Here is a 14,536-nt window from a genome sequence, read left to right on the forward strand (position 1 = left end):
GAATGTCCAGAGCAGCCAGTCAGGGGAGCAAGATGAAAATACTGATCGTTGAAGACGAGATAAAAACCGGGGAGTACCTCAGCAAGGGGCTGACTGAGGCGGGGTTTGTGGTGGACCACGCTGACAATGGCCTGACCGGATATCATCTCGCCATGACCGCCGAGTATGACCTCCTGATTCTGGATATCATGCTTCCCGACGTGAACGGCTGGGATATCATCCGCATGTTACGTTCTGCCGGGAAGGGAATGCCGGTTCTGTTACTCTCAGCCCTTGGCACTATTGAACACCGGGTGAAGGGTCTTGAACTGGGCGCGGATGATTACCTGATCAAACCCTTTGCCTTTGCGGAGCTGCTCGCCCGCGTCAGGACGCTTCTGCGACGGGGCAATACGGTGATCACGGAAAGCCAGTTTCAGGTGGCTGATCTGATGATTGATCTCGTGTCCAGAAAGGTGATCCGCGCGGGGAACCGTATCCTGCTGACCAGTAAAGAGTTCAGCCTGCTGGAGTTTTTTATGCGACACCAGGGGGAAGTGCTGCCCCGCTCCCTGATCGCATCCCAGGTCTGGGACATGAATTTTGACAGCGACACCAACGCGATTGATGTCGCCGTCAAACGGCTTCGCGCGAAAATAGACAATGATTATGAGCCGAAGCTGATCCAGACGGTCCGCGGCGTGGGGTACATGCTGGAGGCACCGGATGCGCGTTAAATTACCCGGACGCCCTTTTTCATTAGCCCTCAGGCTAACGTTTTTTATCAGCCTCTCCACGATACTGGCATTTTTCGCCTTCACCTGGTTTATGCTGCACTCCGTTGAAAAGCATTTTGCCGAGCAGGATATCAACGATCTGCAGCAAATCAGTACCGCGATGCACCGTATCCTGCAGTCCCCGGCAGATCCGGACGAGAAGAAAATCAGTAAAATCAAAGAGTCAATTGCCAGCTATCGTAACGTTGCGGTTCTGCTTCTCGACGCGCGTGGGGAGGTGTTGTTCAGTACGGCGCAGGGGGCAGCGTTACGCCCTGCCGTGAACACGGCGGCGTTCAGCACGCACAGCCGGGCACGGGATGTGTTTCTCTGGACGGTGGATGCCCCCACCCTGCAGCGTCATTCCGGTGCTGAGATGAAAAGTGACACGTACCGGATTATCGCCTCGTCAGGCACGGCAACGCTGCAGGGAAAAGCGCAGAATTACGTTATGCTGATCGGGCTTTCAATTAATTTCCATCTCCATTACCTCGATGCGCTGAAAAAGAACCTGATTGCGATTGCCGTGGTGATCAGCCTGCTGATTATTCTTATCATTCGAATCGCGGTCCGTCAGGGACACCTGCCGCTGCGTAACGTCAGCAATGCCATTAAAAATATCACCTCTGAAAATCTCGATGCGAGGCTGGAACCGTCGCGCGTTCCGGTTGAACTGGAGCAACTGGTGATTTCGTTCAACCATATGATTGAAAAGATTGAAGATGTGTTCACCCGCCAGGCGAATTTTTCTGCCGATATCGCCCACGAAATCAGAACCCCCATCACCAATCTGGTGACCCAGACTGAAATCGCACTCAGCCAGAACCGGACGCCGAAAGAGCTGGAAGATATCCTCTACTCCAGCCTTGAAGAGTATAACCGGATGACCCGGATGGTCAGCGATATGCTGTTCCTGGCGCAGGCGGATAACAATCAGCTGATCCCGGACAGGGTGATGTTTGATTTAAGCGCGGAGGTCATTAAAGTCTTTGATTTCTTCGAGGCCTGGGCGGAAGAACGTCATATCACGCTGACGTTTCACGGGATGCCCTGCCTGATCGAAGGCGATCCGCAGATGTTCAGACGCGCAATCAACAACCTGTTATCCAATGCCCTGCGCTATACGCCGGAAGGCAAGACGGTGACCGTCTCAATCGCCGAACGGGAAAACGATTTTGAGCTGATGATTGCCAACCCCGGGAAACCTGTCCCGCAAGAACATCTACCCAGGCTGTTTGACCGTTTTTACCGGGTGGATCCTTCAAGGCAGCGAAAAGGCGAAGGCAGCGGGATTGGTCTTGCCATTGTGAAGTCAATTGTCACCGCGCATCATGGTAAAGTCCGCGTCGAATCGGATGCTCAGTCGACGCGCTTTATCTTGTCCGTGCCTAAGCGGGTTACTCAGCACTGAGTGGTTGCTGCACAGCCCGACACACGTCCAGCACTTTCTCTCTCAGCCAGCGGTGCCCCGGATCCCTTTCCATTCGCGGGTGCCACATCTGCGATACCGTAATGGTTCGGGTTTTAAACGGCAGTTCAAAGACATGCACACTCTGCGCCATCGGCTGGTTCAACAGATACAATGCCGGAACCATGGCGATCAGATCGGACGCCAGCGCCACGGATAACGCCGTCGGGAAACCGGGCACGACGCTGGCAATTTTGCGCTTCATCCCCACTTCTGCCAGCGCATCGTCGACAAAGCCGTGTAGCGATCCGTCGGGTGCGGCAACCACGTGGCCCCAGGAAACATAATCGTGAAGGCTGACCGTGGGGTGTGCCGCCAGCGGATGTCCCTTACGCACCGCGGCAATGAACCGATCCTGAAATAATCGCTGCAGGCGTATTTCAGGTCCCATGTTGCTCTGCACGCCAATTTCCAGGTCAACCAGCCCTTCCCGCAGATAACGTGACGTTTTCTCGGGCTTCGGCGAGAACCGAATACACACATCGGGCGCAGCTTCGGCCACAGCGGCAATCAGCAATGGGCCAAATGCAACCACAAAACCATCATTGGCTCTGATGGTGAACAGCCGCTCGAGGTTTTCCACCTTCAGCGTTTCAGTGGAGGGCTGCAGTACGGCTCTTGCCTCATACACGGCCCCTCTGGCTCGCTCCCTGGTGGCCTCGGCCCAGGGCGTCAGCACCATATTACGCCCTGCCCGCACCAGGATCGGGTCGCCGGTCACCTCTCGCAGCCGGCTCAGAGTACGGCTCATGGCTGACGTACTCAGGTTTAAACGCCGCGCCGCGCCCGCCACGCTGGCTTCGGCCAGCAGGACGTCGAGGGCGACAAGCAAATTAAAATCCGGATCGGACATGATGCATCCTCAGATAAGGCGTTGTATGCAACTGAACAGTGCAACTGCTGCGTCTTCCGCCTTGTATATCCCATGATTATAGTTTCGTCATCAACATTCTTTCCGGAGTTACGACGATGACGCTATTTTCAAACCAGCCCGGCGACGAAGGATTGCCCGGCCATGAACGCGCCCGGGTGATGGCCGCGGTAATGACCACCACGCTGATGGGCGTTTTTGATGGCACCATGATCAACATCGCCTTGCCTTCGATGGCAAGCGCGATGCAGGTGCCCGCGAATGTGGCCGTCTGGTTCGCCAATGGGTATCTGTTGTCCGCGGCCATGACTCTGGCCATCTTCGCTGCCCTGGCGGCCCGGGTTGGCTACCGCCCGGTGTTTCTGACCGGACTTGCCGTCTTTACACTCACCTCGCTCGGCTGCGCGCTGGCCCGCACCCCGGACATGCTGATCGGGATGCGGATTTTGCAGGGGATTGGCGGGGCGGCCACACTGAGTATTGCCCCAGCGATACTGCGCGCCGTCTTTCCCGGTCGACTGCTTGGCCGCATTCTGGGACTGCACGCTCTGCTGATCGCCTCCAGCACGGCCATTGCACCCGTACTGGGCGGGACGATCCTGGACGTACTGCGCTGGCAGTGGTTATTCGCCATTAACCTTGTTCCCGGAACGATTGCCCTGCTGTTGGCCTGGAAGGCCTTACCACGACAACCGGCTTCAGATCCTTTTCCGTTCGATGCCCCGGGGGCACTGCTCTCCGCGGTCCTGTTGGGGGCGATGATCATGACGGCCAACAGTTTCCAGCGTGCTTCGCACCACATCAGCCACGAGGCCATCAGCTGGGCGCTGCTCGCCACGATTAGCGCCATCACCTTTGTCTGGCATATTCGCCGCGCCCGAAGCCCCATACTGCCTCCCGTTATTTTCCACAACGGACGCTTTACGCTCGCCGCGCTCACGTCGCTGGCCTCGTTTGTGAGCCAGGGCATCACCTTTATCGCCCTGCCGTTCCTGTTTCAGAGCGTATATGGCTACAGTCCGGTGGTCTCCGCGCTGCTGTTCACGCCCTGGCCGATAGGTATCGTACTGATTGCGCCGCATGCGGGCCGCTGGGCAGACACAATTTCAGCCCCGCTGATATCTACCCTCGGGCTATTCGTGTTTGTGGTGGGGTTGATCCTGCTCGCGACACTGCCCGCCAGCCCTTCCGCATGGAATATCTGCCTGCGAAGCCTGGTGTGCGGGATTGGTTTTGGCTGTTTCCAGAGTCCCAATAACCGGGAAATGCTCTCTAACGTGGTGCGGGAGTATGCCAGCTACGCATCCGGTGTACTGGCTATCGTGCGGACGTTTGGACAATGCCTGGGGGCTGCCGTGGTCGGCGTTCTGCTGGCCACAACGCAGAATCAGCCGACTTTTGACGATCGGGCCGTTCATTATTCACTGTGGATTGCGGTCTTTGCTTCGGCGGTTTCCGTCGTGTTTAGCGTGAGCCGGCTGCGCGCCACGCGTCAGGCTACGGCATAAACACGGTGCAGCGCACTACGCGCTGCACCTGTGATTTACTCCAGCGCCAGCAGCGCAAAACTCGCCAGCCAGTGTCCGCCGCTGTAGTGGCTTCCCACCACATGCTCGACGCTTGCCGCCAGATGTCGGTTGACTGCCTCGCGCAGCGCCTGTTGTCCCGGATGGTTATCCGGCAACGCGCGGGCAATATGCTTCATGCACCAGGCGCGGCTGAGGTTTAACCCATCCAGATGGGCAATTTTCGGGTCGGTACGATCGCTCACCTCTGCCGGGTGCATCAGGGCCGAAACAGACCCCACATCAGGAAGAAAGGCGTCAAACCACGTCGGGAAATGCTCCGCCACCTTACTCATCAACAGCGCTTCCGTCAGCGCGCCGGAAATGTACTCATCACCACCCGGTTCATAGTGAGCCGGGTAATGCGTGTCAGCCAGATAAAAGCGCGTCGCCGCGGTCAGAATAGCCTGTTCAAGGGCGTTATCCTGCACTGCACGGGCGTAATCAATCCCCAGCGCCAGCGCAAAAGCGGTGTTGTAATGCGTACCGACACGGATCGGATAGGTGAGCTTGCTGAGGTAATCCACCAGCCTGTCGCGAATGTCCTGCGTTAACGGCTGCAGTGTCTGATGCCAGCTGGCGGCCTGAGGTAACGCGGATTGCTTCAGCTCCTGCGCCAGCGCCAGAAGCCAGCCGTAGCCATAAGGGCGCTCGAACGAGGCGCGAAACGGTGCCTTGAAATAGGCCAGCTCTTTCGCCACCTTCTCCTGCGTGATGTGTTCATCAAACAGGGCGACAATTTCATCCCGGCACGACAGTTCAGGGTAAAGCCGCACGCAGCGCAGCAGCAGCCAGTAGCCGTGCACCGCCGAGTGCCAGTCGAAGCAGCCATAAAAAATGGGGTGCAGTTCGCGGGGTGGCAGGACATCACCATCATCATTAAGCAGGTGCATAATGTGGTTCGGATATTCCTGGCGTAAATAGGTCAAAGGCATGCGGGCAAACGCGTCGGCCTGGTGTTGCGTTAATTCCATATCAGCTCCTTAGATCGTTGCCGCGCTTAGCGAAAAACGAGGAAATACATTAAGAACACGTTGACCACCAGCAGGGTTAACGCCGTTGGGATCTGGATCTTGATCACCTGGTACTTATCTTTAAGCTCCAGCAGCGCGGCCGGAACGATATTAAAGTTGGCCGCCATCGGCGTCATCAGCGTGCCGCAGTAGCCCGCGTACATGCCAATCGCCAGCAGCGGTGCCGGGTTACCATGATGAACGTTAATCAGGAACGGCAAGGCGATACCGGCGCTGAGCACCGGGAATGCCGCGAAGGCGTTGCCCATGATCATGGTGAAAAGCGCCATGCCCACGCAGTAAATCACCACCAGCATGAACCGGCTGTCGGGGTTCACAAACAGGCTTACGACCTTCTGGACTGACTCGCCGGTGTTCGCCACCACAAATACCCCGCCCAGCATGGCCAGCATCTGTGGCAAAATCACCGCCCAGCCAATGGTGTCGACCAGGCGCCGGGACTGGCGAATAGCCTGCAAGGGTGTGCCTTTTGTCAGCCACCAGCCAGTCAGGATCGCCGCCACACAGGCGACGCACAGTGCCGCCAGCGTGAGCTGTTTCTGGTCAAGAAGGAATACGCCCCCTATCGACACCCCTTTCAGGAATAATGTCCCGATCACCGTAACCACCGGGATCATCAGCGCAGGCAGGAACAGCCAGTTTTTCAGCCGCGTTGACGAGGCTTCGCGCTCGGCATCGGTAGCCATTTTATAGTGCCCTTTGCCGACAAGACCAAAGCCCGCCAGCAGAGCAATCACAATGACGCCGCCGCCGATAATTCGATAAGCAAGGGATTTGCCCAGCTCCTGCACCATCAGGTCGCCAAACAGGAAGATCCCGCCGAACAGGAACCAGAATAGCGCGGTGGTAAAACGTTTAGGATTCGCGCGATCGCGCAGGGTCATCACGACCAGCATCATCACGACAAAGCCGATCAGGTAATACACGCGGTTAATGGTGATCAGGGTCATCATGGCGCGATCTCCTGTGTACCCTGCTCAGCGCGCCAGGACATAACGTCACGACGGATGCTGGCATCCAGACGCAACAGGCGCGTCATATGAATAATCAATGCCGCGATGGCGGTCGGAATGGCCCACAGACCGATATGCAACGGTTCAATGCCCTGTATCCCATTCTCTTTCAGGAAAGCGTCGATCAGCAGCACCGCGCCAAACGCGATAAAAATATCTTCGCCAAAGAAAACCGCGATGTTGTCGCACGCCGCGGCATGCGCTTTGATCTTGTCCCGGATATGTTGCGGCAGTTCGCCATACTCATTGAGCGCTGCGCCTTCGGCCATCGGTGCCAGCAGCGGACGAACGGTCTGAGCATGCCCACCCAGCGACATCAATCCCAGCGCGGCCGTCCCTTCACGCGCCACAAAATAGAGCATCAGAATACGTGCCGAGGTGGCGCTGGCAATCTTTGCCACCCACGCCTGTGCCCGCTCTTTCAACCCGTAATATTCCAGCAGGCCAATAACCGGCAGGATCAGAATAAAGGTTGCCAGGGAACGACTGTTGACGAACTTCTCGCCAAAGGTCTCAAGCAACATCCCAAAATCCATGCCAACCAGCAGTCCGGTAGCCAGCCCCGCCACCACAACCACCAGTAGCGGGTTGAAACGCAGAGCAAAACCAATAACCACCACCGGTATACCGATGAGCGGCAACAGTGTCGAACCGTCCATAAACGTTTACCCTATCCAAAGTGAGCGTTGCGCGCCGGCGGCTATTTTTTTAATACTTCGCATCATGGCGAAGCGGGATGCAGTGCGGCGCGCGATGTTGTGTTTTGCGTCAGGCTCTGCAGAACCTGCACTAAAAAGCTATATCTGAACCACAAAAACATGTAAACAATTTATCAATAAAATGTTCTTATTTTATCGATGAGTTTACATTTCCGGGCCAACGTCACCCCCCCGTAAGGAACGTTATGACTGCAAAGAAGAGTGCTGGATCATCAAATCACGACGATATAACCGATGGCCGTATCGTGTCCTCTCGCCATCTGGTATCGGAACGTTGCGCGGAATTATCAGAGCTGGAGTACGCGTTGATCATGACCAGCAACGCGTTTAACAAATGGATGGTGCGCTGCATGACCGCCGCCGGTGAGCCAGATATGGGCGCTTTTGATGTCTCGCTTCTGCATCACGTGAACCACCGCGATCGCAAGAAAAAGCTGGCCGACATCTGTTTTGTCCTGAACGTGGAAGATACCCATGTGGTGACGTATGCACTGAAGAAGCTGGTCAAGGCGGGCTACGTGACGAGTGAAAAAGCCGGAAAAGAGCTCTATTTCTCAACGACGGAGGAAGGGAAAGCGCTATGCATGAAATACCGCGACGTGCGGGAAGCGTGCCTGATCAATATCCATGCGGAGAGCGGGATTTCCGGAGCGTCTATAGGTGACACCGCGCAGCTGCTCCGGACCATATCTTCCCTGTATGACACCGCCGCGCGGGCGGCGGCATCACTGTAGTTAAGGGCGTCTGAAAAGCGAAATACTTCGTCCGGCCAGATTATATTCCACGGCTTTGGTGATGACCGTCCCGGGGACAACGTCATCCGCCGTGGAGAGTTCCAGTACCCAGCCTCCTTCGCCAAACTGGGGGATCTGGAACGGTACGGTGCCTTCAAACGGGTTAAACAGCATCAGCACATCGTGCCAGAGGCCCGGCTCCTGTCTGAGGTCCGGTCTGCTGATGGATACGCCGAGGGTGGAACCTTCATCCCACTGCTCATCCTGCTGCGGGCCGCCGCCGGCGTTAAACCAGCGGATCTCAAGCCCGTCGCGCCAGCTTTCACGCCGCAGCAACGGCTGTTTCGCGCGAAGGGCAATCAGATGGCGGGTAAAGTCGCGCAAGGCGGTGTCGTTTTCCGATAACCCCTTCCAGTCGATCCAGGAGATCTCGCTGTCCTGGCAATACCCGTTATTGTTCCCCTTTTGCGTACGGCCAAACTCGTCCCCGGCCAGCAGCATTGGCGTGCCGTGAGAGAACAACAGCGTGGTGAGGAAATTACGCTTCTGCCGCTCCCGGGTAGCGATAATATCCGGATTCTCTGTCGGCCCTTCCTCTCCGTAGTTATACGACCGGTTATCGTTATGCCCGTCGTTATTGTCTTCACCATTGTCGGCATTATGCTTTTCGTTGTAAGACACCAGGTCATTCAACGTAAAGCCGTCGTGGGCGGTGATAAAGTTGATGCTGGCCCACGGACGGCGTCCGCGCAGGTCGTACAAGTCACCGGAACCGAGCAGGCGCGCGGCGAAGTCGTTAGACACGTTATCGCCCTTCCAGTACTCACGTACGGTATCGCGGTATTTGTCGTTCCACTCCCCCCAGCCTGGCGGGAAGCCGCCGACCTGATAACCACCGGGGCCGATATCCCAGGGCTCACCAATCAGCTTCAGACGGGATAACACCGGATCCTGCGTGACGGCATCGAAAAAGCCACCGCGCGGATCAAAGCCTTCGGGCTCACGGCCCAGAATTGTCCCGAGGTCGAAACGGAAACCGTCAATATGCATCGATTCGGCCCAGTAGCGCAGCGAATCCATCACCATCTGCAGCACTCTCGGGTGGGAGGTATTCACCGTATTCCCCGTGCCGGTGTCGTTAATGTAATACCGGTGTTGATCGGGTAAGGTGCGGTAATAGCTGAAGTTGTCGATGCCCTTAAACGACAGCGTTGGGCCGAGCTCATTGCCTTCTGCCGTGTGGTTATAGACAACATCGAGGATCACCTCGATGCCTGCGTCATGGTAGGCGCGCACCATATCGCGAAAACCCTGGATCCCCGCCGGACCGTAATAGCGTGACGCCGGTGCAAAGAAGCCGAGCGTGTTGTAGCCCCAGAAGTTTTTCAGCCCCCTGTCGAGCAGGTGTTGATCGTCCGGGAACCAGTGAACCGGAAGCAGTTCAACCGAGGTGATGCCAAGGCTTTTGATGTAATCGACCGAGGCTTTGTGTCCCATCCCTTCAAACGTACCGCGCAGTTCAGGCGGGATCGCCGGGTTAAGCTGGGTAAAGCCCTTCACGTGGCTCTCATACACAACGGTATTCGGCCACGGAATGGTTGGCCGGTTATCATCCTGCCAGTCAAAAGCATTGGGGTCGATGACCTTGCATTTTGGCGTGAACGGCGCGCTGTCGCGGGTATCAAAACTGAGGTCGAGATCGTCATGACCCAGCTCATAGCCGAAATGGGCGTCGTTCCAGTCGATATCGCCCACCAGTTCACGGGCATACGGATCGATAAGCAGTTTATTGGGGTTGAAGCGATGCCCGTTTTCCGGGTCATAGGGGCCGTAAACACGATAGCCGTACAGCGCGCCAGGCTTCAGGTCCGGCACATAGCCGTGCCACACTTCATGGGTATATTCCGGCAGCTCCAGCCGGGCGATTTCGGTTTTTCCTGAAGGGTCAAACAGACAGAGCTCAACTCGCTCCGCATGTGCTGAAAACAGCGCAAAGTTGACCCCCTTCCCGTCATAATTTGCGCCTTGCTGCTGGCCATGACCGGCCCGAATTTCAAACGTATTATCCTTTGGCATTTTTTGTTCTCCACGATCATTCGCAGGTAAGCAGAACCATTAAGCATCCCGTTTCAGACGTTACATCCAGCGTCTCTTGCAGAACCCGGCTTTCACCGGTGAACAGATCCCGGTAGCGTTTTCCTGCCAGCGCATCGGGTATAGCAATAGTGGTATTGGCCCACAGTGCTTCATGGGTTGTCACGTCGAAGACCAGCCGCGGCACGGCAACAATCAGCGCCACCTCGTCTTTCACGCGTGCGTAAACAATCAGGTTCTCCGCCCGCTCGCCGCTCACCTTCAGCGGCAGCCAGTCACCGTAATGGAATAGCGCGGCATAATGCGGACGAAGCCGTAACAGCGTGGCGGTGACATATTGCTTAACACTTCCGTCTCGCCAGCATTCCGGGCGGGCAAATACCCCGGCATCCGCCGTGCTGAGGTGGTGCACCAGCGCGGGGAAATCCGGTTCCCGTCGGTTATCCGGGTCGACAAGGCTAAAGTTAAGCGCTTCGCAGCCCTGATAGATGTCCGGTACCCCAGGAGCAGTGAGTTTGATCACCGTCTGGCTGAGGCTGTTCATCAGCCCGGCACGGATAAAGGGCTGCATCGCCTCACTGAAATCTTTCAGGAACAGCGTGTTGTCCGGTGAAAGCAGATGCCGGGCGTAGCTCAGCACCACGCTCTCATAGCTTTCGTTGCTGTCTATCCAGTCTGTGCGTTGTTTGGCTTCGCGCAGCGCTTTCTCCAGGAAGCCGAGGAAGCGCTCTTCGAGTGATTTCAGCCCGTCGACATCGTCAGGTGACAGCGTGGCGGGCCAGACGCCGGCCAGAGCCTGATAAATCATCCAGGTATCGGCAGCGTTCGGCGCGGTACCGTCGCTCAGAAAACGCACGTGGGTTTGATTCATCTGCCGCCAGCGGGCCAGATTTTCGCCCCATTGTTCCGGCGCTTCCGTCAGGGTATAGAGGCGTGCCCGGGCATCTTCACCGCGCTTCGTGTCATGGGTGGATGTCCCGAGTAAGGCGTCAGGCTGACGGGCAAGACGGATGCGCATTTCCTGATGAAAACGCGATAGCGAAAAGGCGCGCGGCGTCGGGTCTGCCCCCACTTCGTTAAGCGCCAGCTCCAGGTTATGGCGAAAGAACAGCGTATCTTCCACGGATTTCGCCATCAGTGGCCCGGTGAGTTGCTGGAAGCGGGTTCTGAAACGTGCCGCGTCGTCGTGGCAATTTTCTGGAAGATCGCCGGTGAGAATGCACACGATCAGGCTCAGGGCCGCTTCAGAAGTGTTAACGCTTGCGACAACGCGATTGAGCAGCGCCACGTCAGAGGCGGTTAATCCTTCACGGGTGCCGTAGGTCCGATACACCGGAAACGCGATCAGCAACTCGCGCAACGCATGGTGGATCTCGTCGGGTTGCAGTTCAACCGCATTGCGTCGGGCAAGATCGATGGCGATAGTTAACAGGGTAGTGAATTCGCCCTCAAAATTGCGATCGGTCATCAGCCCTTTGGCATCCCGTAACGCTGCAAACCGATCAACGGTTTCCCCGAGCGTGTCGTCATGGATTTTCTCCAGGCGGTCAAGGCGGCTGTCGTCCACCAGAACTTCCGCCAGCGAGGCAATAAACTCGTACCCCGTGGTGCCGGAGACTGGCCATTCGACGGGCAGCTGTTCCCCTTTGGCGAGAATTTTTTCAACTGTGATGTAACAGGCCGGTCCGGTTGCCTGGCGCAGACGCTGCAGATAGCCCAGCGGATCGGCCAGACCGTCGATATGGTCAATTCGCAGACCGTCAACGACGCCAGAATGAACCAGTTCAAGGATCAATCGGTGTGTATCACTAAATACCGACGCGTCTTCAACCCGCACGCCCACCAGGCCGGTGATTTCGAAGAAACGCCGCCACGAGAGCTGTTTCGGGGCTTCACGCCAGGACATCAGCCTCCAGCTCTGGGCCTCGTGCAGCGCCGCAATGCTTTTACCCTCCACAAAGGTACCCGGGTTAAGAGGATAGGCGGTGTCGTAGTAGACCAGCGCGGCTTTGTCCGTGACAGGGTCACGTTTTACAGTGATGGCGCCCTTCTCAAGCTCCGCCTCAAAGGTGTCGCCCAGAAACGGCAGCGTAAGCGGCCGTGACCAGTCAATATCGAAATAGCGTGCGTAGCGGCTCTGTTTGCCATGCTCAATCACGTCTCGCCACCAGTGATTCTCCAGCGAGGTCGACATGTGGTTAGGCACAATATCCAGTATCAAGCCCATTCCCGCCTGCCTGAGCGCGGCCGCCATACGGTCGAATCCTTCTCGTCCGCCAATGGCGGGGTCAATTTCATTCGGGTCGGTCACGTCATAGCCGTGCGTAGAGCCGGTCGTGGCGGTGAACACAGGTGAGGCGTAAAGATGGCTGATGCCGAGATCTTTCATATACGGCACCAGTTCCACGACACGGTCAAACGTCATGCCGTTACGGAACTGAATACGGTAGGTCGCGGAAGGGATCATAACGATGCTTCTCCATCAGCAAAGCGAACAACAATACTGTTCGGCGGTAACACCTCGTTCACCTCCGGCCAGCTAAAGAGCGTTTCTCCTGCCAGTGCAGGCACATCAACAGCCTTATTGCCGGTATTGAACGCCAGAGACAACGTTCCGGTCGGGAATCGCCAGCTCACTGCAATCATGCCGGGCGCCGTCCTGATGACCTTGCCTTCCACCGTGACGCCCTTTCGCAGTAACGGAACGATATGACGATGGCGCAACGTCAGCAGCGTTCGCGTGAAGCGAAGCCACGTTTTACCGTCATCGGTGGCGACCTTATTCCAGTCAATTTTAGAGCGAACAAAGGTCTGCACGTCATTGGGGTCGGGGACGGACGCATCGTGCCCGGCATGGCCGGTAAACTCTTTTGCGCGCCCTTCTCTCACTGCTTTGGCAAGCTCACCGTGAAAATCGGTAAAGAACAAAAACGGATTGGTTTCACCAAACTCTTCCCCCATAAACAGCAGCGGAATATGGGGCGAAAGCAGCAGTGCAGCAAGCAACACCCGTGTTTTATCGGCCCCCGCAAGGGCGATCAGTCTCTCTCCCTGAGCGCGGTTGCCGGTTTGATCGTGGTTTTGAATAAAATCGACAAAAAACTGTGGCGGCTGCGTGTGACATTCCACGCCGCGCGATTTGCCGGTCTGGAGAGAAACCTCGCCCTGATAGACAAAACCTTCCGTCAGCGCACGGGCGAGTTTTTTCTCCGGTTCAAAGGCAAAATCCTGGTAGTACGCATGCGTTTCGCCGGTGGCAAAGACATGCGCGGCATTGTGAAAGTCATCGTTCCACTCCGCGGTAAAAAGCGGGGTCGCACCGTGTGCGTCACGCGGATGCAGGAAGATAACGTTACGGCTGTCTTCGGTGGTGAGATGGATCTGCCGCCCGGGGATAGCCTCGCGAATGCGTTCGGCAATCTCCTGCAGGATATGTTTATCCGATGCGTCTTCAATCTGGTCGATGGCATCAAACCGTAATCCATCAAGATGGTATTCCGTCAGCCAGAACAGCGGGGCTTCGGTAATGTATTGCCTGACCGGGCCAGTCTCGTAAGCAATCCCGTTGCCCCAGGGCGTCATCCGTTCCGCGTCGAAAAACGCGGGTGACAGCACAGGCAGATAATTCCCTTCCGGGCCGAAGTGGTTAAGCACAATATCCAGCACGACAGAAAGCCCAAGCCCATGCGCAGCATCGATAAAGGCGTGGAAGTCTTCTGGCGTGCCATAGGCAGAGTGCGGTGCATACAGCAATACCCCGTCATATCCCCAGCCGCGCGATCCGCCAAACTGTGAGACGGGCATGACTTCAATCTGGGTAATGCCAAGTTCAGCCAGGTAAGGCAGTTTTTCAATGGCGGCCCGGAAGGTGCCCTCCGGGGTAAAGGTGCCGATGTGCAGCTCGTAAATCACCGTGTCTTCCCACGGACGCCCTGCCCACTCCCGGTTGCCGGGCGGATACCGTCTGGCATCGATAACAACCGAGGGACCGTTAACATCCCCAGCCTGGGCGCGCGACGCCGGATCGGGAATGGCCATGCCGTCCTGCAAAACATACTGATACTCTGTGCCGTGCGTGACGCCGGGGACGTCAATCTGGAACCAGCCGCTGCCGACCGCCGTCATTGGCAAGTCGTTTTCTGCCAGACGTAGCGTAAGTTCTTTCTGTCCTTCTGCCCAGACGCGAAAACGTACAACGTCATTGGAAATAAACTCAGCACCCCAGTGTTTTTGAAATGTCCTGAATTCCATTCATTGTCCTCGAATGACCCACATTTTACGCG

Annotated in this window: 11 protein-coding genes; 4 read left to right on the top strand and 7 right to left on the bottom strand. The window is 56.7% G+C overall.

Features of this window, described 5'->3' with window-relative positions:
• The first annotated feature begins 32 nt into the window (after positions 1-32).
• Together JTA15_RS06665 and JTA15_RS06670 are read left to right on the top strand one after the other, a co-directional pair.
• Positions 33-716, top strand: coding sequence for a copper/silver response regulator transcription factor (locus JTA15_RS06665; protein ID WP_219373015.1), 684 nt, complete (start codon positions 33-35; stop codon positions 714-716).
• The gene (locus tag JTA15_RS06670; RefSeq protein ID WP_219373016.1) at positions 706-2,166 is read left to right on the top strand and encodes a Cu(+)/Ag(+) sensor histidine kinase; all 1,461 of its coding nucleotides are present in this window, start codon (positions 706-708) and stop codon (positions 2,164-2,166) included. Before JTA15_RS06665 ends, JTA15_RS06670 begins: the two co-directional genes overlap by 11 nt.
• Here the strand turns inward: JTA15_RS06670 and JTA15_RS06675 are convergent.
• Positions 2,153-3,076, bottom strand: coding sequence for a LysR family transcriptional regulator (locus JTA15_RS06675; protein WP_044859325.1), 924 nt, complete (start codon positions 3,074-3,076; stop codon positions 2,153-2,155). The two genes, JTA15_RS06670 and JTA15_RS06675, sit on opposite strands and share 14 nt — an antisense overlap.
• Positions 3,077-3,192: 116 nt before the next feature.
• On the opposite strand from JTA15_RS06675, the gene JTA15_RS06680 reads away from it, so the two are divergent.
• Entirely contained in the window at positions 3,193-4,602 is a 1,410-nt protein-coding gene (locus tag JTA15_RS06680; RefSeq protein WP_049022555.1) for an MFS transporter, read from the top strand.
• A gap of 35 nt (positions 4,603-4,637) precedes the next feature.
• On the opposite strand, the gene JTA15_RS06685 is transcribed toward JTA15_RS06680, so the two are convergent.
• Genes JTA15_RS06685 through JTA15_RS06695 form a run of 3 tightly spaced genes read right to left on the bottom strand, consistent with a single transcriptional unit; the run spans position 4,638 to position 7,365 of the window.
• Positions 4,638-5,633: a DUF2891 domain-containing protein gene (locus tag JTA15_RS06685; protein WP_049022554.1), complete on the bottom strand. Its 996-nt coding sequence runs from the start codon at positions 5,631-5,633 to the stop codon at positions 4,638-4,640.
• 26 nt (positions 5,634-5,659) lie between these two features.
• Positions 5,660-6,646, bottom strand: a complete 987-nt coding sequence (locus tag JTA15_RS06690; protein WP_063156432.1) for a DUF979 domain-containing protein — start codon at positions 6,644-6,646, stop codon at positions 5,660-5,662.
• Positions 6,643-7,365: a DUF969 domain-containing protein gene (locus JTA15_RS06695; RefSeq protein WP_014170091.1), complete on the bottom strand. Its 723-nt coding sequence runs from the start codon at positions 7,363-7,365 to the stop codon at positions 6,643-6,645. The genes JTA15_RS06690 and JTA15_RS06695 overlap by 4 nt, the downstream gene beginning before the upstream one ends.
• A 245-nt stretch (positions 7,366-7,610) precedes the next feature.
• On the opposite strand from JTA15_RS06695, the gene JTA15_RS06700 reads away from it, so the two are divergent.
• Positions 7,611-8,159 (top strand): winged helix DNA-binding protein, encoded by a 549-nt coding sequence (locus tag JTA15_RS06700; protein WP_014170092.1) that lies wholly within the window; start codon positions 7,611-7,613, stop codon positions 8,157-8,159.
• Here JTA15_RS06700 and glgX read toward each other — a convergent pair whose 3' ends face one another.
• From glgX to treZ, 3 genes are read right to left on the bottom strand one after another with little or no spacing between them, the layout of a single operon-like run.
• Positions 8,160-10,235, bottom strand: a complete 2,076-nt coding sequence (gene glgX / locus JTA15_RS06705; protein ID WP_049022553.1) for a glycogen debranching protein GlgX — start codon at positions 10,233-10,235, stop codon at positions 8,160-8,162.
• Positions 10,236-10,251: 16 nt separating this feature from the next.
• Entirely contained in the window at positions 10,252-12,720 is a 2,469-nt protein-coding gene (gene treY / locus JTA15_RS06710) for a malto-oligosyltrehalose synthase (RefSeq protein WP_219373017.1), read from the bottom strand.
• A complete protein-coding gene (gene treZ, locus JTA15_RS06715; protein ID WP_219373018.1) occupies positions 12,717-14,504 on the bottom strand; it encodes a malto-oligosyltrehalose trehalohydrolase in 1,788 nt (595 codons plus the stop codon). The genes treY and treZ overlap by 4 nt, the downstream gene beginning before the upstream one ends.
• Between the last annotated feature and the right edge of the window lie 32 nt (positions 14,505-14,536).

Origin of the sequence: Enterobacter sp. BIDMC 29 (assembly GCF_019378755.1) — a bacterium.
Classification (GTDB): domain Bacteria; phylum Pseudomonadota; class Gammaproteobacteria; order Enterobacterales; family Enterobacteriaceae; genus Enterobacter; species Enterobacter ludwigii.

Excerpts from the sequence above, each read along its gene's own strand:
- JTA15_RS06695 (WP_014170091.1), bottom strand. The coding sequence starts at position 7,365 with ATGGACGGTTCGACACTGTTGCCGCTCATCGGTATACCGGTGGTGGTT.
- JTA15_RS06670 (WP_219373016.1), top strand. The coding sequence starts at position 706 with ATGCGCGTTAAATTACCCGGACGCCCTTTTTCATTAGCCCTCAGGCTA.
- JTA15_RS06690 (WP_063156432.1), bottom strand. The coding sequence starts at position 6,646 with ATGATGACCCTGATCACCATTAACCGCGTGTATTACCTGATCGGCTTT.
- glgX (WP_049022553.1), bottom strand. The coding sequence starts at position 10,235 with ATGCCAAAGGATAATACGTTTGAAATTCGGGCCGGTCATGGCCAGCAG.
- JTA15_RS06680 (WP_049022555.1), top strand. The coding sequence starts at position 3,193 with ATGACGCTATTTTCAAACCAGCCCGGCGACGAAGGATTGCCCGGCCAT.
- JTA15_RS06685 (WP_049022554.1), bottom strand. The coding sequence starts at position 5,633 with ATGGAATTAACGCAACACCAGGCCGACGCGTTTGCCCGCATGCCTTTG.
- treY (WP_219373017.1), bottom strand. The coding sequence starts at position 12,720 with ATGATCCCTTCCGCGACCTACCGTATTCAGTTCCGTAACGGCATGACG.
- treZ (WP_219373018.1), bottom strand. The coding sequence starts at position 14,504 with ATGGAATTCAGGACATTTCAAAAACACTGGGGTGCTGAGTTTATTTCC.
- JTA15_RS06665 (WP_219373015.1), top strand. The coding sequence starts at position 33 with ATGAAAATACTGATCGTTGAAGACGAGATAAAAACCGGGGAGTACCTC.
- JTA15_RS06675 (WP_044859325.1), bottom strand. The coding sequence starts at position 3,076 with ATGTCCGATCCGGATTTTAATTTGCTTGTCGCCCTCGACGTCCTGCTG.
- JTA15_RS06700 (WP_014170092.1), top strand. The coding sequence starts at position 7,611 with ATGACTGCAAAGAAGAGTGCTGGATCATCAAATCACGACGATATAACC.